Below are 24,212 nucleotides of genomic sequence, written 5' to 3' on the forward strand. Positions count from 1 at the left end.
AATATTGTGATCAAGTAGAATTATAAGTAAAATTAGGCGACAATAATGTCCCAACCCAACCCACCCGTGCTTGAAAAGAAATCCTCCTCCTTCAGCATTGACTGGAAAAAAGTCGGTCGTATGATGCTGAGATATTTTTTACCCATCAATCCTATGAGTACCCAACCCGATGAAAGGGGAAACGATGGGAAAGACCTGCTAATTGGTTTAGACTGTATTCAAATTGCTAATCGTAGTAATGCTTATTCAAAAAACTTTCAGAACCAATCATCTCAAGATAAACCCCTTCAATCTAGGGAATTAAATCTTAACAACTCTCAACTAGAACTATTATTTAAACAAATTTGTGATCCAAATAGAGACCCCAGACGCAGACGCAACATTGCCATTATGGGGGAATCTGGAACAGGCAAAAGTGTTTTTTTGCAAACCTTTGCTCGTTGGATGCTAGAATCAACAGACTATATCCCTATTTGGGTGTCTCCCGAACAACTAGGCAGCTTTTCTCTTGAAGAATATTTAACTCAAAAATGGCTCACTCAATGTTGTAAGCACTATAGCAAAAAGCAGAAAATATCTCTAGAATTTTGGCAAACTTCTTTTGATGAGTTATTAGAAACCGGCAGAGTTTGGTTATTCGGGGACGGGATAGATTACTTATTCACTGAATCTAGCGATAATAGCAGTGAGTCTCCCCTTTCCTTCTTCAAAGAACAACAAGAATATACAGGAAATTCTCATCTAATTTTAACCTGTCAAACCGTTACCTGGAAAATTCAATCGCAAGCTTTAGCTGCATTTGATATCTATGAAACTAAATCTCTTTTAAATCAAACTGAAATTCAACAATTTGTGGAAAGATGGTTATATCCCTACTCATCTCCAAGGGAAAATTCAGCAATAAAAAGGGATTTAGACAGAAATTTATCCACTTTATTGGGTCAACCCGAAAACCAACACCTTCAAACTTGGTTAAATAATCCCTTACGCTTATCTTTGCTTTGTCGTCTTTGGCAGAAAAACCCTCACACCTTACCCCAAACAGCAGCAAGTTTATATCAAGTCTTAGTTAATGAATTCTATCAATGGCAAGCAGAAAACAGTAATGTTACCCTCGCAGAACAACAACCATTGAATGAATTTTTAACTCGTTTAGCCTTAAATCATCGAGAAACGGCCTTGTTTTCTGCACCTATTTCTCCAGAGATGATCGAAGATAATACTTCGTTACTTTCTTTGAGTTTGCAACTACACTGGTTAAGACCGATTGGAATAGTTAGAGAACTAGAAAAACATAATCAGTATCGATTTGAAGATCAAACCGTTGAAGATTATTTCGCAGCTTTGGGCATTGAGAACTGGCAATATTTTTTCACCACAGAGACAACAAAAATCGAGATGTTTAGTGATAAATGGCAACACATCTTGCTATTTTGGATAGGACGAGAAGATATTGCTTGCGAAGAAAAAGAAGCCCTAATGACAGCGTTAATTGAGTTTGATGATGAATGTGGTCAGGAAAATTTTTATGGTTTTCGGGCTTATTTAACCGCAGCTAGGGCCTTGTCAGAATTTCAGGATTTTTCTTTAAAAGAAATGATCATAGAACAATTGTTCATCTGGGCATTAGCAGACGAGGATGACTCCAACTTACGTCGTTTGGCCACTAGAGAAACGATCGCTGATATTTATCGTCCTCTGGTGATTACTCATTTAATTAACAATTTTCAAAATGATTCCCAACTGTTACAACAACAACAAAGATTGAACTATTTAGAACAATTAGGTAAAGGGAACCAAAAGGCGATCATAGCTTTAACGCAATGTTTACAAAATACCGAAGATACAAACCTTCGTTGGCAACTAGCAGAAACTTTAGGAACCATTGATCCAGGGAATTCTACGGCTATTAATTTAATCGTTCAAGGGTTAGAAAATGCTACCAAGGAACAAGACTATCAAAAAGCATTTTTAGCATTAGAAAAAATTGCTCAAGGACAGGGACAAGGTATTAAAGCCTTAGTACGTTTATTACATAGTCAACCCACTCCTAATTTAAAAAGACGGACTTTTCAATGTTTAGAAATTATTGGTCAAGGAAATGCAACAGCTATTGCTATTTTAGTTCAATTAATTCGTAGCACTAAAGACGAAACTATCCGAAAACAAGCAGCGGAAAGTTTAGAAAAGATCGACCCCGGTAATCCCACAGCGATTGCTGGTTTAATTAAATTAATAAAGACAACAAAAAAAACAAGTATTCGTCAAGAAGTGGTTTATATTTTGGGAGAAGTTTCTCCAGGAAATTCTCAAGTTATCGCCGCGTTAGTTTCTCTTCTCGAAGCGAACGATGATCTGTATATGCGTTGGATGGCTATTAGTAGTTTAGGTAAAATTGGGGTAGGAAATGAACAAGCGATCGCAATTTTGGAAAAATTAATGGAACCAGAAGAACCGTTACTAATTCGCAAGGAAGCATTAGATAGTTTAGGTAAAATTGACCCCAACAACAAGAATATTATTAAAGTTTCTATGCAATTAATGGAAGAAGTAGAAGACGAAGAATTATATCGAGAAATTGCCGAAAAACTGGGGAAAATAGACCCAGGAAATTCCAGTTCTATTAATGCTTTAACAAAAAGTTTGCAAATATCAACAGACGAGTTTGTTTTACGTCAAGTTGCGGTAAGTTTGGGCAACATTGATCCAGGAAATTTAGAAGCATTGATGGTTCTAGTCAATCTAATTCAATCTACAAATGATCCAGATATTCGTAGTTTAGCTGCCGAAAGTTTAGGAGAAATTGGTCAGGGAAACCCAGCCGCGATCGCAACATTAATCCGACTATTAGAAACAAGTTCTCACCTAGAAAGTCGCCGTTGTGCAGCGAAAAGTTTAGGTAAAATTGCTGTTGGAAATAAAGGGGCAGTCGCTACTTTTATCAGAGTTTTACCAACTATTAAGGATCAAGATTTAGGAAGACAAATGGCCGAAGAATTAATAACTATTTTACCAGAAAAACAAATGCCTCAAGTGGTTAGTCAATTGCGGGATCATCTACTATATAGATCATTACCGCATTATTCTCCCTGTTATCAAGTGATGTGGCATTGTGCGCAACATTTACCTTATCAAACTTTTAAAGAAGTTTGGCAGCAACGAGGTTTACCACAGAAACTGTCATTAACTTTACAAACCTCCGAACCAGAAACACGAGAGAATAACACCAATTTTGAGAATTTACAACAACAACTTAAAAACGCACCCGAGTTAACTTCGAGTCAGATTATTTTCATTGAAACTCGCTGCTTTATCGATGCAGAAAATCCTGCTATTGATATCTACGACCAAATGTTAGAACAAAACTGTCCAGTATTTGAATATGGTTTACCAGAAACCCTTTCTAAACTTCGTCTTTATTGGCATTTATTACCAAAAAAATTTAATAAAAGCCAGTTAATTTTACTTTTTTATGATCACGGTAATTCTAGTTTATCGTCCCATCTTTTAAATAGTTTAGCTAAGTTTAAGGGCATCATTGCTGTTATAACCCGACAGGAATCATCAGAGTTATCCGTTTTTTCTCCTGATGATCCCCAATTGGGGCAAACCCTCATAGACTGGCTACAACAACAGTTAAATTCGTGATGTTCATTGACGGGGAGTATGTGGGTAGTGTGGGGAGATGGGGAGACGGGGCGAAAAATCAATAATTACATCTCGCTTTTGAAAAGATGTAATTATTGATTGTTAATTGTTAATTTCTCAACATCTTGTTTAAATGCGTCTTAGCTTACAAAAGACCCACATAGTGTAGCGGTCCTTGACCGATCATTAACTCGATCAACAAGCCGAAAAACCCTAACATGGCTAATCTACCGTTCCAAACCTCAGCAGCAGTGGTCAATCCCCACTGCCAACGTTCTTGAGGATACATTTTCATGTTTTTCTTGGGATGGGTAACAGAGTCAAAGGTGACGGGGGGTTCTTTGAGGGAATGATTCACTAAGTCTGCTAACGCATCGATGAAAAGGGAATGGGTATTTAAGGCCGGAACTCTGAGAAAATTGGTAATACCTGCTTCTTCAGCTACTTCACGGTATTCAATATCAATCTCTTGTAGGGTTTCGATATGTTCCGAGACAAAACTGATGGGAACTACTAATAAATCTTTAACTCCTTCTTCCCCAAGTTCTTGCAATGCTTCCTCTGTGTAGGGTTTTAACCATTCCACCGGGCCGACTCGACTTTGATAGGCTAAAGTATGAGCATTGGGACGGTTGAGGGTTTTCATGATCAAACGGGTACAAGCTTCAATTTCTGCTTGATAGGGATCGCCAGCTTCTTCAACGTAGCTTTGTGGAACCCCGTGGGCGCTAAAAAAGATATGAATGCGATCAGGGTTAGAACATTTATCCAATTCTTGGGCAATGAGATCGGCCATCGCTTGTAAATAAAGGGGATGATCGTACCAAGATGGAATCAAAGTATATTCGATCTGTCGTAGCATAGGATCGGCTTCCCACATTTCTTCTAGTACCCGAAAACTAGAACCACTGGTACTGATAGAAAATTGAGGATAGAGAGGAAGAATAACCAATTTACGGAGGCGATCGCGTTTGATGCGGGCAATGGCTTCTTCGGTGAAAGGATCCCAATAGCGCATTCCGATATAAATATCGGCTTTTTGCCCAGTCTCAGCTAATTTCTGTTCTAGGGCTTCTCCTTGCGCTTCTGTAATCTTCCGTAATGGTGAACCTCCCCCAATCTGACGATAATTTTCTTGGGAGGTTTTGGTTCTCGCATTAGCAATGAACCAAGCTAAGGGTTTTTGTAGCCAAGGAAAAGGTAGTCTGATAATTTCTGGATCAGAAAATAGATTGAACAGGAAAGGGCGAACATCTTGTAATTGTTCTGGACCCCCTAAATTTAGTAATAAGACCCCAACGCGATCCATAATTTTTTATAGTTAATTAAGATTTTTCGATTCTTAAATAAGTGTAACAAGATTTGCACCCTTAATAACAGTTTTCAATTTGATTAATTAATATGTACTACCAGCGACGGGCTAACCTTCATGATGCAACCGAGATCGCCCCTCTGTGGATGGCTTTTTCCCAGAACAAGAGGATAAATCAGTATCTAGTAGTAATTCATACCAAATCCGCTTATTATCGTAGAGTAATATTCTATCTCCCCCTGCCGCCTCTGCTTCCTCTACTCATCAAGATGATTATCTACTATCTAAAGCGGATTTAGTATCACCCCCCTCGTAATCACAATCAATGAACAACTATTATAATTTACCGAAAAAATCAAGAATTTGTTATCAATATTAATAATAAATTGATACTAACAGAAGTAGATTTTATCTTTTAATTAAGACTATCTCAGTAACAATAATACGGTTTGAAAAGAGCCTACTAAAAATCCTAAAATTCCCCCTAGATTAACGATAGCTTGTAATTCACTTTTAACAATACCTTGGACTGCCATTTCTAAATTTTGGGGAGTGGTGGCATTAACCCTATCAATAATAACTTGATCAATAGATAAAATAGGAATTGCTTGAGCGACAATTTTTTCTAAATCTTCCTCTAAATATCTTTCTAAAATTAAAGCTAATTCCTCACTAATAGTTTCCAAAGATGAGGTTATAGCAGAAGAATCTTGAAGTCTATTAATAATTAAAACAGATAGTTTTTCCCAATCAACAGTTTTCCCAAAATCTTGAACAAATTTTGCCCCACTTTGTTGAATATAAAGTTGTACCGTTTCACGGGTAGTTTTACGAAGTTGTCTAACAGTAGAAACCGGTAAATTTTGTAAGGCAAGACTCTGTAACCATTCTCTTAAACGACTACGAACTTCTAAAGATAATAACAGTTCTTTTAACCGAGTATTAGCCATTTCTTTGTCTTCCAAACAAAAACTTCTTAACCGTAATAATGTATTACGAACCCCGAATAAATTAGCAACAACCCAATAAGTTCCACTGGTTTTTTCCCTCACCCCTTCATCAATAACTTGGATATTTCTTTCTGTTAAAAAGTCAACCAATGTTTGTCTGATCGTATCAGGAGGGATAACCCCTTCTAATAACCAATCAGCGAACTGTCTAGCTTGAGCATTATTGAGTTTAAAATCTAAAAGAATTTGATCAAAAATCTGATTAATTTGGGTTTCCAAAAAATCTTGTCTACGGGCTAAAGTTCTTAAAAGTCGGGGTAAAGATTCGCTAAATAAATCCTCTAAAATTCCCGATAAAATTTTTGCAGTTTTTTGTTGCTTATCTAATTTTACTTGTTTAATAGATAAGTTTAATAACCATAAAATAGCTGCTTGTACCCGTTCCGTCTTCAACAAACGTTTTGCTAATTTTTGTAATTCTTCAGGGGTTAATAATGACCCCATAATTGTATCAGAAACCTTCTTAGCTAATCGTTCTTGGTTACGAGGAATTAAACCTGGTGTAAACGGTAAACGACGCTTACCAATATAAATCGCTTTGTAAGGGCGAAACAACATATTAATAGCAATATCATTGGTAAAATAACCAATAATAGCTCCTGCTATCGGCGGAATAATAATAGTAGAAACTAGAGATAAATTAATAGAAGAAATATCTAACAAAGTCATGATCAATAACCAAAGATTTCAACTCATTTTTAAGAGTTATCAGTCATAAGTTATCAGTTATCAGTTAAGTTTATTTCTCACTGTTAACTGTTAACTGTTTTACTGCCCACTAAAACCCCCATTAATCCTAGAGCAATGGGATAATGAATAACAGGATAAAACCCTACTTCTCGAGCTAATTTTACTTGTTCTGTTCCGATAGGAAATCTTTCTAAACTAGGCATAATATAGGCATATTCGTCCTTCAGTCCATAATATTCTGCAAAAGGAACCACTAAATTATCAAGATACCATTTTTGGAACCCCTCTTGCCAAGGTTGTGAAGGACGATGGAAGTCTAGAATAGCTACTTTAGCCGATGGTTTCAAAACACGGTGTATTTCTTGTAAAGAACGGGAGATATCCGTAACATTCCGTAACCCATAGCCCATAGTGGCACAGTCAAAAGTGTTATCCTCAAAGGGTAAATTTAGGGCATCCCCCTGTATCCATTCTAACGGTAACCTAGGATACTGATTGTAAGCTCGTTGGGCTGCGATCGCCAATAATTCTTGAGAAAAATCTAAACCGATAACTTTTCCTGTTTTACCGACTTTACGGGCTAATAATTGGCTTAAATCGCCACTACCACAACATATATCTAAGCCCATATAACCTTCTTTGGGTTCGCTCCAGTTTACGGTCATTTGTTTCCAGATACGATGCTGCCCAAAACTTAACCAGCTATTGAGTTGATCGTAAACCGGGGCAATGCGATCGAAAATAGTTTGAATATCCGTAGCAGAATGCCAAGTGTTATGGTTCATAAATACAAAAACCGACTGTTTCTACAGAAAATAAAAATCACATTATTCAATTAGTTTTTTATTCCCATTTGTTAAGTAAATTAGCAACAGTTACTGCGGAATAGGCAAGATCCACATTTAATGGAGACACAAATGCTTGCTCCATAATTGTGCGGAACAATAAATCAGCTTCTTTCCGTGTATATTGTTCTTTATTTCCTGTTTGTAAACTGAGAATATCTCCCCTCATTTTTTGCTTTGGATCATTTCGTCTACCACCATTAGTAACATATAAGTAGTCATGAATAAGAGGTGCTTCAAGAGACAGTTCAAAAGGAGCAATCACTCTCCAGAAGAAACGAGGGATAGAAGATAAATCATATTCAGAGTGTTTATATACTGCAATTTCCACCTGTCTTTTTTTATCAACATAGCTATAGTCTTCAATCAAACTCCAGAAATGGGTGCTGGGGTTATAAGAAACCGTTGCTCGTTGAATTGGGCTAGATTGTGTCATAGTGCATATTGATTATAAAAAATCTCGAAAATGCTTGATGCTCTCTTTTAGTTGAAATTTTCTCTTAATTATTTATTGAGCATCATTAGCCATGTCTATATCTGAAGATAAATGCTTTAAAAAAGCTTGAAGCTTCATCCGTTCGATGTAAGGCCATCCTCCCGTCTCGTCAATATCCCGTAATAACTCATACAAATCGTTGCGACTATTGGGTAAGGAAGGTTCTAATAAATTAACCCGAATATCTCTATGTAACGCCTCCAGAGTTCGCAGTAACTCAAGTAACCGTTGTGGGTCATCATTACATTGAGTGGAAGCAATATTGACCCTGGTAACAATCTCTTCTAGAGACGCTGGAAAAGAACCATGTTTAGAGTTAAGGGACGGATCGGTTGTTGCTGATGAGTTGATTTGTTCCATTCTTTTTTTGCTCTTTTCCCTAGCCATACCAATCATAAAAGATTTTCGGCTCAAAAGAATTGCAAACTGAAAAGGGATGTTGGGGACGAATTTTGGTAGAGTAGATCCCGATGCGATTGCCTAACTTGTCCATGAGATGGCAAGCAACAGCCTTTTATGAGTGATGGCCAGAGGGACAAGACATTTTAATTTCAGATTAACAAAGCGAGGATGATTATGAGATTTCGTACATTACTGGTTGCTTTTTTTGCCTTATGTTTAGGGTTACTCACCGCTTGTAGTGACGTACCCGATAGTACAGCTAACCCCCAAGACTTAACTTACGACGAAATTCTAAACACAGGAATTGCCAACAACTGTCCGCAAATTTCTGAATTTACAAGGGGTTCTCTTGCTATTGAACCGGGTCAAACCTATTTCGTTGATGATCTTTGTTTGCAACCCCAAGAATATTTTGTCAAGGAAGAACCAGTTAACAAACGTCAAGAAGCAGAATATGTTCCTGGGAAGTTATTAACCCGTTATACCACTAGCTTAGAGCAAATTAGCGGTAATATTACTGTTGATGACGAAGGAGTTGTTACCTTCAAAGAAGAAGGTGGTATTGACTTCCAACCTGTGACAGTTCAACTTCCTGGAGGGGAACAAGTTCCTTTCTTCTTCACAATCAAGAATTTAGTGGGTAAAACCGAACCTGGATTTAGTTCCATCAATACTTCCATTGATTTTGTGGGTGATTTCCGAGTTCCCTCCTATCGCGGTGCAACTTTCCTCGATCCTAAAGGTCGTGGGTTAGCTACTGGTTATGATAACGCGGTTGCTTTACCTGCTACGGCTGATAAGGAAGACTATGCTAATGTGAAACAAACTCCCATTGGTCAAGGGTCTATCTCTCTTCAAGTGACCAAGGTAGATAAAGAAACAGGAGAAATTTCTGGAGTATTTGAAAGTGAACAGCCCTCTGATACCGATTTAGGGGCTAAAGAACCCGTTGATGTCAAAATTCGTGGTGTTTTCTATGCTCGCGTGACCCCTGAAGTATAAGGGTGAAAAGAATATAAGTTCTGTCAGATTCTTTCCATGAAACAAAGTGGCAAACCGCCCCTTTTTTAACAAAACCCCGCCCTTAACGGCGGGGTTTAAATTAATTTACATTTATTAATAATTAAACCCCAACTTTTGTAAAAATTCTTAATGAAAATTGCCCTTAATTTAAGATACTCTACACAACTAGGCGGTTTTTTAAGCTTTTGTCATGAAGCCACCGATCGAGTGTTCACTTACAATAACAGGAAAAGATAGCATGAGCGTTAATTTAGCAACCATGTTACGGGAAGGTACAAAAAAGTCCCATACAATGGCGGAAAATGTTGGTTTTGTCAAGTGTTTTTTAAAGGGAGTTGTTGAAAAAAATTCCTATCGAACATTGGTGGCTAATCTCTATTTTGTCTACAGTGCCATGGAAGAAGAAATGGAGAGATTATGTCATCATGAATTAGTTTCTAAGATTTACTTTCCAGAGTTAAATCGTAAGCAGTGTTTAGAAAAAGATTTAAGTTTTTATTATGGGCCTAATTGGCGCAATGAAGTTGCCCCTTCAGAAGCAGCAAAAGCTTATATAGCACGTATTCATGAGGTTGCAGAAACTCAACCTGAATTATTAGCAGCACATTCATATACTCGTTATTTGGGGGATTTATCCGGCGGACAAATTCTCAAAAAAATTGCACAACGGGCGATGAATTTGGGAGAAGATGGCACAGCTTTCTACGAATTTGAAACCATTTCCGATGAGAAAGCTTTTAAAAATAAGTACCGTCAATCACTAAATGAAATGCCCATTGACCAAGCAACAGCCGAACAAATTGTTGACGAGGCAAATGCTGCTTTTGGGATGAACATGAAAATGTTTATGGAATTAGAAGGTAACTTAATTAAAGCTATTGGAATCATGCTCTTTAATACCTTAACCCGTCGTCGTTCTACAGGAAGTACAGAGTTAGCAACGGCTGAAAATTAAGCTTCTTTTTTGTCTTAGAAGAATTTTCAAATAATAATCCTGACAGCTTGGTTTTGGTTATTCTAATCTTGATCAAGTTATCAGGATTATTGTTAATTAATAATTGTCATTCTAAGAAAATAAATAATCTCTTCCATAATAAATAACGAATAACTGTCATTATAAGGAACGAAGAATCTCATTAACCTCTTTGCATTAACTATCATTCTGAGGAATGAAGAATCTCTAGTGCCTTTTTGTTGAACAAATATAAATAAATATTAAATTACTTATCAGCTTAAGATAATAATAACAATATAACTTAATTTCATTAGTAGGATCGGAGTAGAGAAGAAACTCTCGCAGATAACCTCTTCAAAGTCATGGAGGTGAGAGATATGATGAGATTAAATCAAACACTTTTTTCTACTATCGGACTATCAACCCTGATGACTTTATTAATGACTTCAGGAACGGTTCAAGCAACTCCACTTTGTTATATGGTGAATCAAACTGGTCAAACCGTCGATTTATCCTATATGTGTAATCAAAACACCGCTACAACTCAACACTCACAAACTCAACCAGAAGAAAGGACTTTTAGTCGTCGAGTTCCTGTTAATAATCCAACATACCAAACACCAATGAGAACCTATACGGATGTCTATAAATATGTTAACAGTAATGAAAGTGAGGAAGATGCTTGGAACGATTTCCAATACTATAATCGATTTTTGGAATTTCCTAGTGCTAATGTATCAAGAAGCGTAACTCGTCAAGAAATTAGTCCTAGAATTATTCGGTCGGAAGCTGTTAATTTTTACAACGCTGATACTTCATTCAATCAACCAACATTTACAACAAGACAACCACGAGACTTACGTAATGTTTCTAGTCAATATGTTTTAAATGGTCAAGGTGTTCTCGAATTAAGGTACTATGATCTTAATAATTAACAAAGTCTAAGACTAAATTAATAGGATATCCTTCTTAAAAAGATTAACTTTTAAGCCCGTCAATTCGGGCTTTATTACCAAATTAAATCCGAAATTTGAGAAAGTATTATGATACAAACTGAACATAAATTTTTAAAATTAGATAAATTTTTATAACTTCCTGAAACAAAACCAACACAGGAATATATTAACAGTAAAATTACACAGAAACCCATGGCCCAAGGAAAACACAGTCTTATTCAAGCAGAATTAATTATTGCTATTAATGCTATCAGTAAACCTCAAAAAATTGCTTATGCTTTGCCTGAACTTCGTTGTAAATTTGGGGAACGTTCCCTAGTCCCTGACGTGGTTGTTTTACAATGGAATAGAATTAACCGTGAGGAAAATGGAGAAATTGCTAATAGTGTTTTAACTCATCCCGACTGGACAATTCAAATTTCATCCCCGAATAAGAGTTATATGAAAGTAACAGGAAATATTTTACACTGTCTCAATTATGGGACTGAGTTAGGTTGGTTAATTGAGCCTGAAAACCAATCAATTCTTGTCTTTCTTCCTCAACAACAGCCCCTATTATTAGAAGATGTAGAAAATAGTTTACCTGTCCCTAACTTTTTATCAGAATTACAATTAACCGTCGGTGATATTTTTAGTTGGTTAAAACTGTAAACCGATAACTGTTTTCAACCAATCTAATAAAATAGGATTAAAGCGATCGGGACATTCATCCTGAGGACAATGACCAGCATGATCTAATTCTATTAAAGTTATCTGCTTATTTAAGTTAGAAAATTTAGAAGCTAAAGTAACAGGAATCATTTTGTCTTGACGACCCCAAACTAACAACATAGGAATACTTAATTTTTGTAATACATCCTTGACAGAAGGAGAATAATTAGGTTTTCTTAGCCCTTCAAATAAGAGACAAAACGTTCTCGCAGCCCCCCGATCTTGTGGAGGAATAGTAATCATGTCTAATAACTCATCAGTAATAGCTGATTTATCATAATACGCAACCCCAACCCAGGGGCGAATTACCCCAGGACGACGAATAATATTAAACAATAATTTTAATAACAAAGGAGGACTAAATACCCCTTCAATGGTATTAACGATCGGGCGTAAACCTTTGGGAATTGCCTCCTGTCGTAAAGAAACATCAGGTAAACTCAACATCACCAAACCAGCCACCATTTCAGGATATTTAAACGCTGCGGTTAAACAAACCAAAGAACCAATAGAGTTACCTACCAAAACAACTGGTTGACCGATGAAAGATCGCCAAAAATCATAAATTTGTTCTGCCCATAAATAAGTGTTGTAATCCGTTGCGGCTTTCTGGGATTGACCAAACCCTAATAAATCTAAAGCATAGACTCGATATTGTTGTCGTAGGGTAGGGATATTGTGTCGCCAATGTTCCACCGCCGCCCCAAAACCATGTACTAAGATTAAAGGGGGTTTTGTGTCGGATTGTGCTGTTTCTGCTGGTAAAAAAGTGTAACGAATTGGCCAACCACGCCAAATCCATTGTCTTTGTCGTCCGATGCGCTTCTCCCAAGCTTGTTGTTGACTCACTGAATGATCCTGTTATAAATCTTTACACCTTTTTATTTTACGATCGCTCACAGAAGGATTAAACTAGGAAGTAAATAGGGTAAGTATTATCCTTAACGGTAAATTGCCCCAACCTAACAATATAGTCAATAAATACAATCAGAACTTAGTAGAAAATGATTACAATAAAACAGGCTAGTCTTATGGCCTGGATTAACTACTAACGTTCATTAATCATATCGAGAGACATTAACAAACGCCTGTGATAGATAAAAGACGCACACAACGCGATCTCCCTAAAATCAACGAAAGAATCCGCTTCCCCGAAATTCGGGTCATCGATAGTGATGGTTCCCAACTGGGGATAATTACCCCGGAAGAAGCCTTAAAGGTTGCCCGGGAACGAGAATTAGACTTGGTGTTGGTTAGTGAAACAGCTAAACCTCCTGTTTGCCGAATCATGGATTACGGTAAATATAAGTTTGAACAGGAGAAAAAAGCTAGAGAAGCTAAGAAAAAACAACACACCGCTGATGTTAAGGAAGTGAAAATGCGCTATAAAATATCAGAGCATGATTATCAAGTGCGAGTCAATCAGGCTAAACGCTTTCTTAAATCAGGGGATAAAGTCAAAGCAACTATTACCTTTCGAGGGAGAGAAATACAACACTCTAACTTAGCACAAGATTTACTCAGTCGTATGGCTACCGACTTACAGGAATTAGCAGAAATTCAACAGGCCCCCAAACGAGAAGGCCGTAACATGATGATGTTAATGAGTCCCAAAAAAGACTCTAAATAAATTAGTTCCTAAATTATTCTTTCATCAGCAGACGTACATTAGTACGTCTGTATTTTTTTAAGACGAATTTGAGGGAAAAACCATGAAAAACCTACAATTTTTAACTTTTTTAGTCATCGGATTATTAATAGTAATGTTGGTGAATATTATGCCGATCGCTGCTAATGGTGATAACAACTCTTCCTTAAGAGAAACATTAGAAGAAAATCGTCAATTATGGCGATCGCAGACCATAAAAAATTATCAATACATATATCAACAATGGTGTTTTTGTCCACCTCCCAGTAATGATTATCTCAAAGTTTCCGTTAAAAATGATAAAATTACTGAAGTGGTTAATTTAAACAATAATCAAGTCATCCCAGATTCAACATTTCCCAAAACCATTGAGGGACTTTTTAAAATTATCGAAGATGCAATTAAACGTAATGCTGATGAAATTTTAATTACTTATGATCCGACCCTTGGTTATCCCACTCGTGTAGCTATCGACTATCTCAAAATCCTAGCAGATGAGGAAATGACCTATACCGTTGAAAACTTGAGCAAACTCGATTAATTTACCCCGAAAATATATGATTAATAAACCCAGAGACGTACAAGTTTATCCCATTGCTTCTGATACCATAGCAATAAGATCGCGGACATGGGATCGCTTAAAATTTGAAATAGAATACGGACTAAAACGAGGAACCACAGCTAATTCTTATCTTATTCAAGGGGATAAAATTGCCTTAATTGATCCCCCAGGAGAGTCATTTACCGAGATATTTTTAAAAGCCCTACAAGAACGGATCGATCCCACAAAAATTGATTATTTAATTTTAGGTCATGTTAACCCCAACAGAGGGGAAACAATCAAAGCTTTACTAAAAATTGCTCCCAAAATTACCATCGTTTGTTCTAACCCTGGGGCATTACTATTACCTAATATTTTATTACCCGAATTTCCGCCCCAATTAAAAGTAGTCAAAGGAGAAGATATCTTAGATTTAGGGCAAGGACATAAACTAGAATTTATTCTAACCCCAAACCCTCGTTATCCCGCACAAATGTGTACTTACGACCCCAAAACACAAATCCTTTACAGTGATAAATTATTTGGGTCTCATGTTTGTGGGGATCAAATTTTTGATGAAGGATGGCAAGTTTATGCCGAAGATCGACGCTATTATTTTGATTGCGTCATCGCCCCTTACGCCAAACAAATTCAGACCTCTCTCGATAAATTAAGCAGTAAACCCGCTAAAGTTTACGGAACCGGTCACGGTCCATTAGTACGTTATGGCTTAAAAGAATTAACTGATTCCTATCAACAATGGTTAGAGGCGCAAAAAGCCCAAACTCTAAGCGTTGCCCTCGTTTACGCCTCCGCTTATGGCAATACCGCCACCTTAGCTCAAGCGATCGCCAGTGGTATCACCAAAGCCGGGGTCAGGGTTGAGTCCATCAACGCCGAAGTAGCCGAACCCGATGAGATCAAAGAAGCTATTAATAACTGTTCCGGGTTTATTTTTGGGTCCCCCACCCTTGGAGGCCACGCCCCCACCCAGATCCAAACCGCGTTAGGGATCACCTTAGCCAACGCCGATAAATCGAAACTAGCAGGGGTATTTGGCTCCTATGGCTGGAGTGGAGAAGCCATAGACCTCTTAGAAAACAAATTTCGGGATGGTGGTTATCAATTCGGTTTCGACCCCATCAAGGTCAAATTTACCCCCACTCAGGCAACATTAAAAACCTGTGAAGAAGCAGGAACAGACTTTGCCCAGGCGGTGAAAAAAGCCCAAAAACGCCGTCAACCGAAAAATTCCGTGAATCAGTCCCAGACAGATCGCCTACAACAAGCTTTAGGACGTATTGTCGGGTCATTATCCATTGTTACCTGTCAAGAAGAAGAATTAAGCGGGGCCATGTTGGCCTCTTGGATCTCTCAAGCGACCTTTAACCCTCCTGGGTTTACCGTAGCGGTGGCCAAAGAACGGGCGATCGAGTCTTTGTTACATCAAGGGAGTTACTTTGTCTTGAATATTCTCAGAGAAGGGGATCATCTTGGTTTGATGAAGCATTTTCTCAAGCCGTTTTCTCCTGGGGAAGATCGTTTTGAAGGGTTAAAAACCCAGGTGGCTGATAATGGTTCTCCTATATTAGAAGATGGGTTGGCTTATTTGGAATGTAAAGTCAGCGATCGCATGGAATGTGGTGATCATTGGCTTATTTATGCGATCGTCACCAAAGGAGAAGTTTTACACGATGGTGTAACCGCTATTCATCATCGTAAGTCTGGTAGTCATTATTAGGGTGGGAAGTTTGGGGAGTGTGGGGAGTGTGGGAAGGGTGGGAAGACGAGAAACAATATTAATATTTTGCTCCCCAGTCACCCCGTCACCCCGTCTCCCAGTCTCCCCTATCTCCCAGTCTCCCAGTCTCCCCGTCACCCAGTCTCCCAGTCACCCCATCTCCCCTATTTCAACTTTTCCGTAACTTCAGCATTCTCACTCCAAACAGCAGCAACATTAATGGTTCCGTTCAAGAAGTTTTGACGACAAGCGCGACGTTGAATTTTACCACTGGCGGTTTTTAATACGGTTCCTGACTTGGCTAAAACGATGGCGTAGGTTTGTATTTCATGTTCTTCGGCAATTTCTTGGCGAATATCTCCCAATAATTGCTCAAAGTCCTGTTCTCCACTACGTCTTTCTAACTCCTGAACAATAACTAATTGTTCTTCTCCTTCTACTTCAACAGAAAAAGCAGCCCCATAGTCAGAACGAAAAATCGGATTCAAATGTTGTACCGTCCACTCAAGATCCTGGGGATAATGGTTAGTTCCGCGAATGATAATTAAGTCTTTCATCCGTCCAGTAATATAGAGTTCTCCGTCTTTGAAAAACCCTAAATCCCCTGTTCTTAAAAAGGGACCTTCTTGGGTATCTTTTATATAAGCTTGAAAAGTTTCTTCTGTGGCCTCTTTGCGCTGCCAATAACCCTCGGCCATACTGGGGTCAGATACCCAAATTTCTCCCACCTCATCTTCAGCGCAACGGGTTAAGGTATCGGGGTTGACGATGGCTATATTGGTTTCACACACCAACCGTCCACAACTAGCCATGATACGGGTTCCTTTTTCCTGTTGGGGATCGGCTTCAACAATTTTATCTTGTTCCATGGCCGACGCATCGACACAGATAAACACGGGATGGGTTCCTTTGGGTTTACTGGATACCAGTAAGGTATATTCAGCCAACCCGTAAGCAGGGGCAAAAGTTTCCCAACGAAACCCACAAGGGGAAAAAGTTTCCACAAAATTCATCATTACCTTGGGGTTAATGGGTTCGGCGGCGTTTCCGGCTGCTTCCCAGCTACTTAAGTCTAGTTGGGCAATATCTTTGCTTTTGAGGCGACTTAAACAGAGATCGTAGGCGAAGTTGGGGGCTTGGGAATGGGTAACTTTATACTTAGTAATGTTCTTTAACCATTGAATGGGACGCTTAATAAAAGAGAAAGGAGACATCACATAACAGGGAGTTCCGTTGTACATAGGAACCATCATCCCTTCTACTAACCCATAATCATGAAAATAGGGCATCCAAGTATGGGTAATACTGTTTTCATCGTAGCCACAGGCCCGTTGTAAATAGCTGGCATGGTGCATTAAATTGAAGTGAGATAACATCACTCCTTTGGGGGTGGAAGTGGACCCAGAGGTATATTGTAGGTAGGCTAGTTGGTCTTTATCCACCTGGGGATCTTGCCAACCTTCAGCCAAGGATAAATCAACTGTAGCGGTGTCGATCCACTTCATTTGGTCAAATTCGGGAAATTCTCCTTTAACCCCTTCTACAAGGGATAAAATGCCCTCTGTGGTTAAGGCAAAGGTGGCGTTAGCATCTTTAACAATGGCCCGCAAACGGGGTAAAGTCCGTTTCAGTCTGCCTGACTCTGGTGGAGGGACGGGAATGGCAATGACACCAGCGTATAAACAGCCACAGAAAGCGGCGATAACCTCTAACCCTTGGGGATATAAGAGTAATGCTCTTTCTCCTTTAGCTTGATATTTTTGTAATAAACTGGCGATCGCTTTCGCTTGTTGATTTAACTCAGCGTAGGTTAAGGGTGGGGTTTCTTTTTTCCCGTCTATTAAAAAAGTATAGGCGTGGCCGTTGGGGGTTTGCTGGGCCCTTAGACGCAATAATTCTATTAGGGTGGTGGGAGTGGTTAAAGATTTTTCTAAGCCTTGAGTCATGGTTATTTTTGAAGAAGGAGTTAGAGGGAGGTAAATATATAAATAAACTTTATTAATTCTAAAGGAAATCTTGATCTTCGCAAGTCTTAGCCAGTTATCAGTGATCAGTTATCAGTTATTGTTCACTGTTCACTGTCAAAAGGGAAGATCGGGGATATTATCGAGAAACCCCTCAATATTTTGATAGACTTCTACTAAGCGATCGCCGTCTACATGAATTTCTTCGGTGGGATAGTTTTCAAATATTTCAACTAAGCGTATATTTTGATCGGATAAGGCTGAGGTAACTAAAGCACCTCTTAAGGATTCTTTATTAGCGCGTTTTGATGGAGTGTGAATTACTTCCCCGATGGGATCAAGTATCATTCCTCCTGCAAAACTATTAAGAACTTTGGATAAAAAAACGGGATCAACATCCACATTCTGATTTAATAATGCTCTTAATTCTTCTGGTTTTTTATTGGCTAATCTCAGATAGTTTTTTAGGGATCTTGATGTTTCTCCTGTGTTTGCTAACTGACTTAATTCTTGAACAGAAATAGATTCCCTTAAAATGCTGTATTTTAAGACTACTCTTTCGGCCCCTTGGACTGACTGTTTAGTAAAAGTTAGCCCTAACATAGCTAATATAAAACTAAAAATAAGTTGAGATTGTTTAAATAGCTTTTTGTTCTGTGTCATAACAAATAGTATCTTTAGCAATATTTTCGTTGTTACTATTCTAGCGAGAATTAAATAATTTGACCGCAGTTTCAAGACAGTAACAAAAACTGTCACAGTCTTACAAAAATAACTTCTGTTCGATAGCGCCGGAACGTAGTGAGGAACTTCTGACTTCTGTGCGATAGCGCCGGAACGCAGTGAGGAACTTCTGACTTCGTTATTGCCTCTTGCCTGTTATATTTTGCATTGAATATAATGAGAATGGTAGCTCATTAAATTAGGAGGGTATTATATGACACTTCAGCCCGAAATTATGCAATCCGTTGAACAATTAGGCTATCGTGTTACTGTAGGAGACGTGGCAGCAAAATCAGGGTTAAATATTAATTTAGCACAACAAGGATTACTGGCTTTAGCTTCTGATGTATCGGGACATTTAGAAGTTGCAGAGTCGGGAGATATTGTTTATCTTTTTCCTGAAAATTTTAGAACTATTCTTCGTAATAAATACTGGAAGTTACAATTAAAAGAAACCTGGGATAAAATTTGGAAAGTATTATTTTATATTATTCGGATTTCTTTTGGTATTATTTTAGTTGCTTCTATTATTTTAATGTTAATTGCTATTACTGTGATTATTATTGGTATTAGTTCTAGTAGGGATGGTGATAGTAATAATTCTGGAAGTCGTGGGGGAGGTTATAGGGGAGGAGGTATCTTTTTCTTTCCTAATTTTGGTGATCTATTTTGGATATTTTATCCTGATTATGGTTATAATCGTTACGGAAATAATTCTTCTCGAAGATCCCAAAATAGAGATGATAGTGGGATGAATTTTTTAGAAGCAATTTTTTCTTTTTTATTCGGGGATGGTAATCCTAATTATAACTTGGAAGAACGTCGCTGGAAAGCAATAGGAACAGTTATCAAAAATAATAAAGGTTCAATTATTGCTGAACAAGTTGCCCCATATCTAGATAATATTGATCGCTATAATCGAGAAAATGAAGATTATATTTTACCGGTTTTAACTCGCTTCAATGGTAGTCCCGAAGTCTCTCCTAATGGTGAACTAATTTATCATTTTCCTGAGTTACAAGTCACTGTTCAAGAATCAACTCAAAAATCAATTTCTAGTTATCTAAGAGAGAGATTGTATAAATTTAGTGAAGCTGGTAGCGGTAAAATAATGTTAGCTATTGGCTTAGGAGCATTGAATTTTATTTTAGCATTGATCTTGGGTTCATTTTTGAAAGATCCGAGTATCGTACAACAATTTGGTGGTTTTATTGCCTTTATTAACTCAATTTACTGGTTATTATTAGGATATGCGATCTCTTTTTTAGGGGTTCCTCTTGTTCGTTATTTTGTTATTCAAATAAGAAACGATAAAATTGATTCAAGAAATAGTCAAAGACAAGAAAGAACTGAAGTTTTACTGAATAAAAATGAAACTATACAACATAAATTAGACTATGCAAGTCAATTTGCTAATCAAGCAATGATACAACAGTCTGACATTGCTTATACCACAGAAAAAGATATCCTAGAACAAGAAATTGAACAAGCAGATAAAATTGATCAAGAATGGCAAAAACGTCTAGATGGTTTAGATAATTAATCATCAATTTTTTATCCACCCTAAAGTTTGACCAAAGATGATTAATTTTTAGTTAGTGAGATCACATTCAATTAAACGCATAAAGCAAAAAGTTGCCATCTTAAACCCATAGGGAGACTTCCACCAAATGGCAGGAAAAGTCCCTTCTGGAGCAGATAAGCTAAAATCCCAATTATCATAGTTACCCCCCTCCCATGTTCCATTTTTACGCCAACCAACACGATCTCCGTACTTCTCAAGGATACCCATATTTTGAGCGCGCAGGGTCTCGATACTACCACCAACTTCCACATAAAGACCTAACTGGATACTAAGTCCAAAGCGATCGTTGCTATAGTCTCGCCAAAGTTTATCAATCACTTGCAAAATAGTGCAAGGTAGTTGTTTCATGTCGTTTGGGGTTAGATCGTCTCGACTACGGTTAACTGCATCAAGGATCACTCTGCTGGTTTCTTGATCCGCTTCTTTAAATTTTCCTGCTTTTAAATATTCTTGTAATTGACTATATCTATTTATATCTGAGACTAATTTTAATTTTTCTTCTAAATTTGTTACTTTATCTTTTAATGACTTTATTTCGCTTAGTATTTCCGCTAAATCAGGAGTTTCTTCTGGGGTAATAGCTGGGGTTAGAGATTCAGACATAATAAATTATGGGTAACAAATAGATGATAGATGATATCTTAGGAAAGTTAAGGCAAATCTCAGGAAATTCTCATTACTTTCATTTTTAATGATATTACATTCCTGAAAAATGGTCTATTTTGTTTTTCTTTTGTAATTAGTCAAAGCTGGTTTACGGATAAATATGGTAACCTCTCACTCTTCAAACGCTGTTAGTTATGATATCGAAAAAACTGTCCTAGATCGTTATCAAGAAGGGGCAAAAGTTCAACAACCTAGTTTATGTTGTCCAACTGAATACGAGGGAAACTATCTAGAAATTTTACCTCAAGAAATCATCGAAAAAGACTACGGTTGTGGTGATCCTACTCGTTATGTTAATGAGGCAGAAACGGTTTTAGATTTGGGTTCAGGAACGGGTAAAAATTGTTACATTTTAGCTCAAAAAGTCGGAAAATCTGGTCAAGTTATTGGGGTGGATTTTAACGATGAAATGTTAAAAATTGCCCGTAAATATCAACAAAATATTGCTGAGAAAATTGGAACCCATAATACAAAATTTGTCAAGGGCAAAATACAAGATTTAACCTTGAATTTAGACTTAGTTGCAGGTTGGTTAAAGGATCATCCTATTCAATCTGTGGATGATTTAACTAAATTTGAAAGTGAATGCGATCGCTTTCGTAAAGACAACCCTTTAATTGCAGATAATAGCATTGATGTGGTGATTTCTAACTGTGTTTTAAACTTGGTTAAACCGAATGATAAACAACAGTTATTTGAAGAACTATATCGGGTTCTAAAACGAGGGGGAAGAGCAGTTATTTCTGATATTGTTTGTGATGAAGATCCTACACAAAATATTCTTAATGATCCTGATTTATGGAGCGGTTGTATTGCAGGAGCATTTCGAGAAGATCAATTTTTAAAGATGTTTGAGGATGTGGGATTTTATGGGGTTGAAATTCTCAAAAGAGAGGAAAAACCTTGGCAAGTTATTGATGGTGTTGAATTTCGTTCTATGACTATTCGTGCCTATAAAGGAAAAGAAGGGCCTTGTTTAGAAAGAAAACAATCCATCATTTATAAAGGACCTTGGAAACAAGTACAAGACGATGATGGACACACTTTTTGTCGGGGAGAAAGAATGGCAGTTTGTGATAAAACCTATCAGATTTTAACTCGTACAGAAAGTCCCTATCAACAGGATATTATTGGAGTTTCTCCTTATCAAGAAATACCCTTAGAAGAAGCAACAGAATTTAGTTGTAAAAATAAGGCAATTCGTCATCCAAAAGAAACCAAAGGCAGTAACTATCATCTAACAGAAACTAAGGAAGATACTGACTGCTGTACCCCTGGAGAATGTTGTTAATTATTCAGTTAACAGTGATCAGTTAGCAATGACTGATTGCTGTTAATTTACATAATGGAGAAAAATCAATGATTTCTTTAAATAGTAATCAAATCAACCCGTTTTTTAAAAAAGTTAAAAACCCTTTAAATAAACAAAAAATAACCGTATTACAAATTAATTTAGGCAAACGGTGTAATCTTGCCTGTACCCATTGTCATGTGGAAGCAAGTCCCAAAAGAACAGAAGAATTATCCCCGGAAATCTGTCAACAATTAATTCAATTAATTAACCGTTTTCCACAACTTGAAACCGTTGATTTAACGGGAGGCGCACCGGAAATGAACTATGGGTTTAAACCCTTAGTTGAAGCAGCTAGAAAAGCAAAAAAAGAAGTTATTGTCCGCTCAAACCTAACTATATTTTTCGAGGAAGGTTTTGAAGATTTACCAGAATATTTTGCTAAAAATGAGTTAAGAGTAGTTGCTTCTTTACCTTGTTATTTAGAAGATAATGTGGATAAACAAAGAGGAAAAGGGGTATATAATGCTTCTATTCGTGCCATTCAAAAACTCAATCAATTAGGTTATGGAAATGATCCTAATTTAGTTCTAGATTTAGTCTATAATCCACCCATTCCTAACAATAATAAATTTTCTTTAACTCCTGAGCAAATAAACTTAGAAAAAGATTACAAAACATTTCTAAAAGATAATTTTGATGTTTGTTTTAATAAGCTTTTTACTATTACTAATTTACCTATTGGGAGGACTAAACAATATTTACAGAATAAAAAAATATATGAGCCTTATGTTCAATTTTTAGAGTCTAATTATAATGAGCAAACTCTCGATTATGTTATGTGTCGTAACCAGCTATCTATTGATTATTTAGGCAACATTTATGACTGTGATTTTAATCAAATGGAGAACATACCAGCAACCTTACCCAATGGAGAACCTTTAACCGTAGAAACCTTATTAAAAATTGGTAATTTAGATGTTATTAATGATATCAAAACTGCTGATTATTGTTATGGTTGTACTGCTGGTAGTGGTTCCAGTTGTGGGGGTTCACTAATTTAATTTATTCTAACTATTAATTTAAGGAGATTAACTATGCTAAAAAATACAAAATTACGACAACTATTATTAAAATTAGGAGGAATTACTGTGTTAACTGCTGCTACTATAATTGTTATCAAACAACTAGGAATTTTAGATAGTTTCAGTATTATTGAAAGCTTACAAAATCTATTACAATGGATACAAGATTTAGGAACTATTGGTTATATAGTCTTTACTTTGGCTTATATGTTATCCTCTGTTGTTTTGATTCCTGCTACTATTTTAACTTTGGGTGCCGGAGTCATTTTCGATGTAATTGAAGGCTCAATTTTAGTTTCTATTGCCTCGACATTGGCTGCAGTTTTAGCATTTTTAATCGGACGTTATTTTGCTAGAGGATGGGTTGCTAAACAAATAGAAAACTATCCAAAATTTAAAGCAGTTGATGAAGCAGTGGCCAAAGAAGGATGGAAAATTGTGGGATTAACTCGTTTATCTCCTATTTTTCCTTTTGTGGTCTTAAACTATGCTTTTGCCATTACTAAAGTATCTTTAAGAGATTATACTATTGCTTCTTGGATAGGAATGTTACCCGGTTCAATTATGTATGTTTATATTGGTTCTCTCATTGGTAATATTGCTACTTTAGGTGCCGGCGGAAGGGAAAAAACAGCCTTAGAATGGGCATTATATATTGTAGGATTAATTGCTACTGTATTAGTCAGTGTTTATGTTACTAAAATTTCTCGACAAGCGTTAGATAGTCAAATTGAAAAAACATAAAAAATATAATTATAAACCGGCTTACTCTTATTTTACCATAACATAAAAGAAGTTGAGTTCCATCAATACTAAGTCTATAACCAATAAAGTAAGTTTTGAGTCAGTTTTATACAAATTTTCTTATATCGAATTCAGGTCAATAGGTTGACTAAAATAAATACCCTATTTTTCATGTA

Annotated in this window: 20 protein-coding genes and 1 pseudogene; 12 read left to right on the forward strand and 9 right to left on the reverse strand. The window is 36.9% G+C overall.

Features of this window, described 5'->3' with window-relative positions; all coding sequences use genetic code 11:
* The first annotated feature begins 45 nt into the window (after positions 1–45).
* On the forward strand, positions 46–3,648 hold the full coding sequence (locus QNJ66_RS07535; RefSeq protein WP_300504739.1) for a HEAT repeat domain-containing protein: 3,603 nt from the start codon (positions 46–48) through the stop codon (positions 3,646–3,648).
* 145 nt (positions 3,649–3,793) lie between these two features.
* On the opposite strand, the gene hemH is transcribed toward QNJ66_RS07535, so the two are convergent.
* From hemH to QNJ66_RS07560, 5 genes are all read right to left on the reverse strand, one after another.
* The gene (hemH, locus tag QNJ66_RS07540) at positions 3,794–4,957 is read right to left on the reverse strand and encodes a ferrochelatase (protein ID WP_300504742.1); all 1,164 of its coding nucleotides are present in this window, start codon (positions 4,955–4,957) and stop codon (positions 3,794–3,796) included.
* A gap of 428 nt (positions 4,958–5,385) precedes the next feature.
* Complete coding sequence (locus QNJ66_RS07545; RefSeq protein ID WP_300504745.1) at positions 5,386–6,639, reverse strand: DUF445 family protein; 1,254 nt, start codon at positions 6,637–6,639, stop codon at positions 5,386–5,388.
* An 83-nt stretch (positions 6,640–6,722) separates the two neighbouring features.
* A complete protein-coding gene (gene ubiE / locus QNJ66_RS07550) occupies positions 6,723–7,445 on the reverse strand; it encodes a bifunctional demethylmenaquinone methyltransferase/2-methoxy-6-polyprenyl-1,4-benzoquinol methylase UbiE (RefSeq protein ID WP_300504746.1) in 723 nt (240 codons plus the stop codon).
* Between the two features lie 58 nt (positions 7,446–7,503).
* On the reverse strand, positions 7,504–7,941 hold the full coding sequence (locus QNJ66_RS07555) for a DUF1353 domain-containing protein (RefSeq protein WP_300504749.1): 438 nt from the start codon (positions 7,939–7,941) through the stop codon (positions 7,504–7,506).
* A gap of 72 nt (positions 7,942–8,013) precedes the next feature.
* Entirely contained in the window at positions 8,014–8,361 is a 348-nt protein-coding gene (locus tag QNJ66_RS07560; protein ID WP_300504752.1) for a hypothetical protein, read from the reverse strand.
* Between the two features lie 216 nt (positions 8,362–8,577).
* Here QNJ66_RS07560 and QNJ66_RS07565 point away from each other — a divergent pair, with 216 nt between their 5' ends.
* The 4 genes and pseudogenes from QNJ66_RS07565 to QNJ66_RS07580 all read left to right on the forward strand — a co-directional run.
* Positions 8,578–9,405, forward strand: coding sequence for a photosystem II manganese-stabilizing polypeptide (locus QNJ66_RS07565; protein WP_300504755.1), 828 nt, complete (start codon positions 8,578–8,580; stop codon positions 9,403–9,405).
* A 259-nt stretch (positions 9,406–9,664) separates the two neighbouring features.
* Positions 9,665–10,381, forward strand: coding sequence for a heme oxygenase (biliverdin-producing) (locus QNJ66_RS07570; RefSeq protein WP_300504758.1), 717 nt, complete (start codon positions 9,665–9,667; stop codon positions 10,379–10,381).
* 377 nt (positions 10,382–10,758) lie between these two features.
* Positions 10,759–11,316 (forward strand): hypothetical protein, encoded by a 558-nt coding sequence (locus QNJ66_RS07575; RefSeq protein WP_300504761.1) that lies wholly within the window; start codon positions 10,759–10,761, stop codon positions 11,314–11,316.
* Between the two features lie 171 nt (positions 11,317–11,487).
* Positions 11,488–11,988: pseudogene (locus QNJ66_RS07580) on the forward strand (Uma2 family endonuclease); the annotation flags it as partial.
* Here QNJ66_RS07580 and QNJ66_RS07585 read toward each other — a convergent pair.
* Complete coding sequence (locus QNJ66_RS07585; RefSeq protein ID WP_300504764.1) at positions 11,977–12,897, reverse strand: alpha/beta fold hydrolase; 921 nt, start codon at positions 12,895–12,897, stop codon at positions 11,977–11,979. The pseudogene QNJ66_RS07580 and the gene QNJ66_RS07585 overlap by 12 nt on opposite strands.
* A gap of 241 nt (positions 12,898–13,138) precedes the next feature.
* Here QNJ66_RS07585 and infC point away from each other — a divergent pair, with 241 nt between their 5' ends.
* From infC to QNJ66_RS07600, 3 genes are all read left to right on the forward strand, one after another.
* Positions 13,139–13,678 (forward strand): translation initiation factor IF-3, encoded by a 540-nt coding sequence (infC, locus tag QNJ66_RS07590; RefSeq protein WP_300504767.1) that lies wholly within the window; start codon positions 13,139–13,141, stop codon positions 13,676–13,678.
* Between the two features lie 82 nt (positions 13,679–13,760).
* Positions 13,761–14,237 carry a DUF6174 domain-containing protein gene (locus QNJ66_RS07595; protein ID WP_300504770.1) on the forward strand — a complete coding sequence of 159 codons (477 nt, stop codon included), beginning with the start codon at positions 13,761–13,763 and terminating at the stop codon, positions 14,235–14,237.
* Positions 14,238–14,253: 16 nt separating this feature from the next.
* Positions 14,254–15,978 (forward strand): diflavin flavoprotein, encoded by a 1,725-nt coding sequence (locus QNJ66_RS07600; protein WP_300504773.1) that lies wholly within the window; start codon positions 14,254–14,256, stop codon positions 15,976–15,978.
* A 164-nt stretch (positions 15,979–16,142) separates the two neighbouring features.
* On the opposite strand, the gene QNJ66_RS07605 is transcribed toward QNJ66_RS07600, so the two are convergent.
* Positions 16,143–17,924 (reverse strand): fatty acyl-AMP ligase, encoded by a 1,782-nt coding sequence (locus QNJ66_RS07605; RefSeq protein WP_300504776.1) that lies wholly within the window; start codon positions 17,922–17,924, stop codon positions 16,143–16,145.
* Positions 17,925–18,059: 135 nt separating this feature from the next.
* Positions 18,060–18,605 (reverse strand): alpha/beta hydrolase, encoded by a 546-nt coding sequence (locus QNJ66_RS07610; RefSeq protein WP_300504778.1) that lies wholly within the window; start codon positions 18,603–18,605, stop codon positions 18,060–18,062.
* Positions 18,606–18,879: 274 nt separating this feature from the next.
* Here QNJ66_RS07610 and QNJ66_RS07615 point away from each other — a divergent pair, with 274 nt between their 5' ends.
* A complete protein-coding gene (locus QNJ66_RS07615) occupies positions 18,880–20,208 on the forward strand; it encodes a hypothetical protein (RefSeq protein WP_300504781.1) in 1,329 nt (442 codons plus the stop codon).
* 48 nt (positions 20,209–20,256) lie between these two features.
* Here QNJ66_RS07615 and QNJ66_RS07620 read toward each other — a convergent pair whose 3' ends face one another.
* Positions 20,257–20,853, reverse strand: coding sequence for a GUN4 domain-containing protein (locus QNJ66_RS07620; protein WP_300504784.1), 597 nt, complete (start codon positions 20,851–20,853; stop codon positions 20,257–20,259).
* A 163-nt stretch (positions 20,854–21,016) separates the two neighbouring features.
* On the opposite strand from QNJ66_RS07620, the gene QNJ66_RS07625 reads away from it, so the two are divergent.
* The 3 genes from QNJ66_RS07625 to QNJ66_RS07635 all read left to right on the forward strand — a co-directional run bounded on the left by QNJ66_RS07625 (position 21,017) and on the right by QNJ66_RS07635 (position 24,036).
* Entirely contained in the window at positions 21,017–22,207 is a 1,191-nt protein-coding gene (locus tag QNJ66_RS07625; protein ID WP_300504789.1) for a methyltransferase domain-containing protein, read from the forward strand.
* A gap of 68 nt (positions 22,208–22,275) precedes the next feature.
* Positions 22,276–23,271, forward strand: coding sequence for an arsenosugar biosynthesis radical SAM (seleno)protein ArsS (gene arsS / locus QNJ66_RS07630; RefSeq protein WP_300504792.1), 996 nt, complete (start codon positions 22,276–22,278; stop codon positions 23,269–23,271).
* A 33-nt stretch (positions 23,272–23,304) separates the two neighbouring features.
* Positions 23,305–24,036 carry a TVP38/TMEM64 family protein gene (locus QNJ66_RS07635; protein ID WP_300504794.1) on the forward strand — a complete coding sequence of 244 codons (732 nt, stop codon included), beginning with the start codon at positions 23,305–23,307 and terminating at the stop codon, positions 24,034–24,036.
* The last annotated feature ends 176 nt before the right edge of the window (positions 24,037–24,212 follow it).

Origin of the sequence: Crocosphaera sp. (genome assembly GCF_030064895.1) — a bacterium.
GTDB lineage: Bacteria > Cyanobacteriota > Cyanobacteriia > Cyanobacteriales > Microcystaceae > Crocosphaera.

Excerpts from the sequence above, each read along its gene's own strand:
- arsS (WP_300504792.1), top strand. The coding sequence starts at position 22,276 with ATGATTTCTTTAAATAGTAATCAAATCAACCCGTTTTTTAAAAAAGTT.
- QNJ66_RS07560 (WP_300504752.1), bottom strand. The coding sequence starts at position 8,361 with ATGGAACAAATCAACTCATCAGCAACAACCGATCCGTCCCTTAACTCT.
- QNJ66_RS07575 (WP_300504761.1), top strand. The coding sequence starts at position 10,759 with ATGATGAGATTAAATCAAACACTTTTTTCTACTATCGGACTATCAACC.
- QNJ66_RS07620 (WP_300504784.1), bottom strand. The coding sequence starts at position 20,853 with ATGTCTGAATCTCTAACCCCAGCTATTACCCCAGAAGAAACTCCTGAT.
- QNJ66_RS07570 (WP_300504758.1), top strand. The coding sequence starts at position 9,665 with ATGAGCGTTAATTTAGCAACCATGTTACGGGAAGGTACAAAAAAGTCC.
- QNJ66_RS07625 (WP_300504789.1), top strand. The coding sequence starts at position 21,017 with ATGGTAACCTCTCACTCTTCAAACGCTGTTAGTTATGATATCGAAAAA.
- QNJ66_RS07615 (WP_300504781.1), top strand. The coding sequence starts at position 18,880 with ATGACACTTCAGCCCGAAATTATGCAATCCGTTGAACAATTAGGCTAT.
- QNJ66_RS07565 (WP_300504755.1), top strand. The coding sequence starts at position 8,578 with ATGAGATTTCGTACATTACTGGTTGCTTTTTTTGCCTTATGTTTAGGG.
- QNJ66_RS07610 (WP_300504778.1), bottom strand. The coding sequence starts at position 18,605 with ATGACACAGAACAAAAAGCTATTTAAACAATCTCAACTTATTTTTAGT.
- QNJ66_RS07600 (WP_300504773.1), top strand. The coding sequence starts at position 14,254 with ATGATTAATAAACCCAGAGACGTACAAGTTTATCCCATTGCTTCTGAT.
- QNJ66_RS07545 (WP_300504745.1), bottom strand. The coding sequence starts at position 6,639 with ATGACTTTGTTAGATATTTCTTCTATTAATTTATCTCTAGTTTCTACT.
- QNJ66_RS07595 (WP_300504770.1), top strand. The coding sequence starts at position 13,761 with ATGAAAAACCTACAATTTTTAACTTTTTTAGTCATCGGATTATTAATA.
- hemH (WP_300504742.1), bottom strand. The coding sequence starts at position 4,957 with ATGGATCGCGTTGGGGTCTTATTACTAAATTTAGGGGGTCCAGAACAA.
- QNJ66_RS07555 (WP_300504749.1), bottom strand. The coding sequence starts at position 7,941 with ATGACACAATCTAGCCCAATTCAACGAGCAACGGTTTCTTATAACCCC.
- ubiE (WP_300504746.1), bottom strand. The coding sequence starts at position 7,445 with ATGAACCATAACACTTGGCATTCTGCTACGGATATTCAAACTATTTTC.
- QNJ66_RS07535 (WP_300504739.1), top strand. The coding sequence starts at position 46 with ATGTCCCAACCCAACCCACCCGTGCTTGAAAAGAAATCCTCCTCCTTC.
- QNJ66_RS07605 (WP_300504776.1), bottom strand. The coding sequence starts at position 17,924 with ATGACTCAAGGCTTAGAAAAATCTTTAACCACTCCCACCACCCTAATA.
- QNJ66_RS07635 (WP_300504794.1), top strand. The coding sequence starts at position 23,305 with ATGCTAAAAAATACAAAATTACGACAACTATTATTAAAATTAGGAGGA.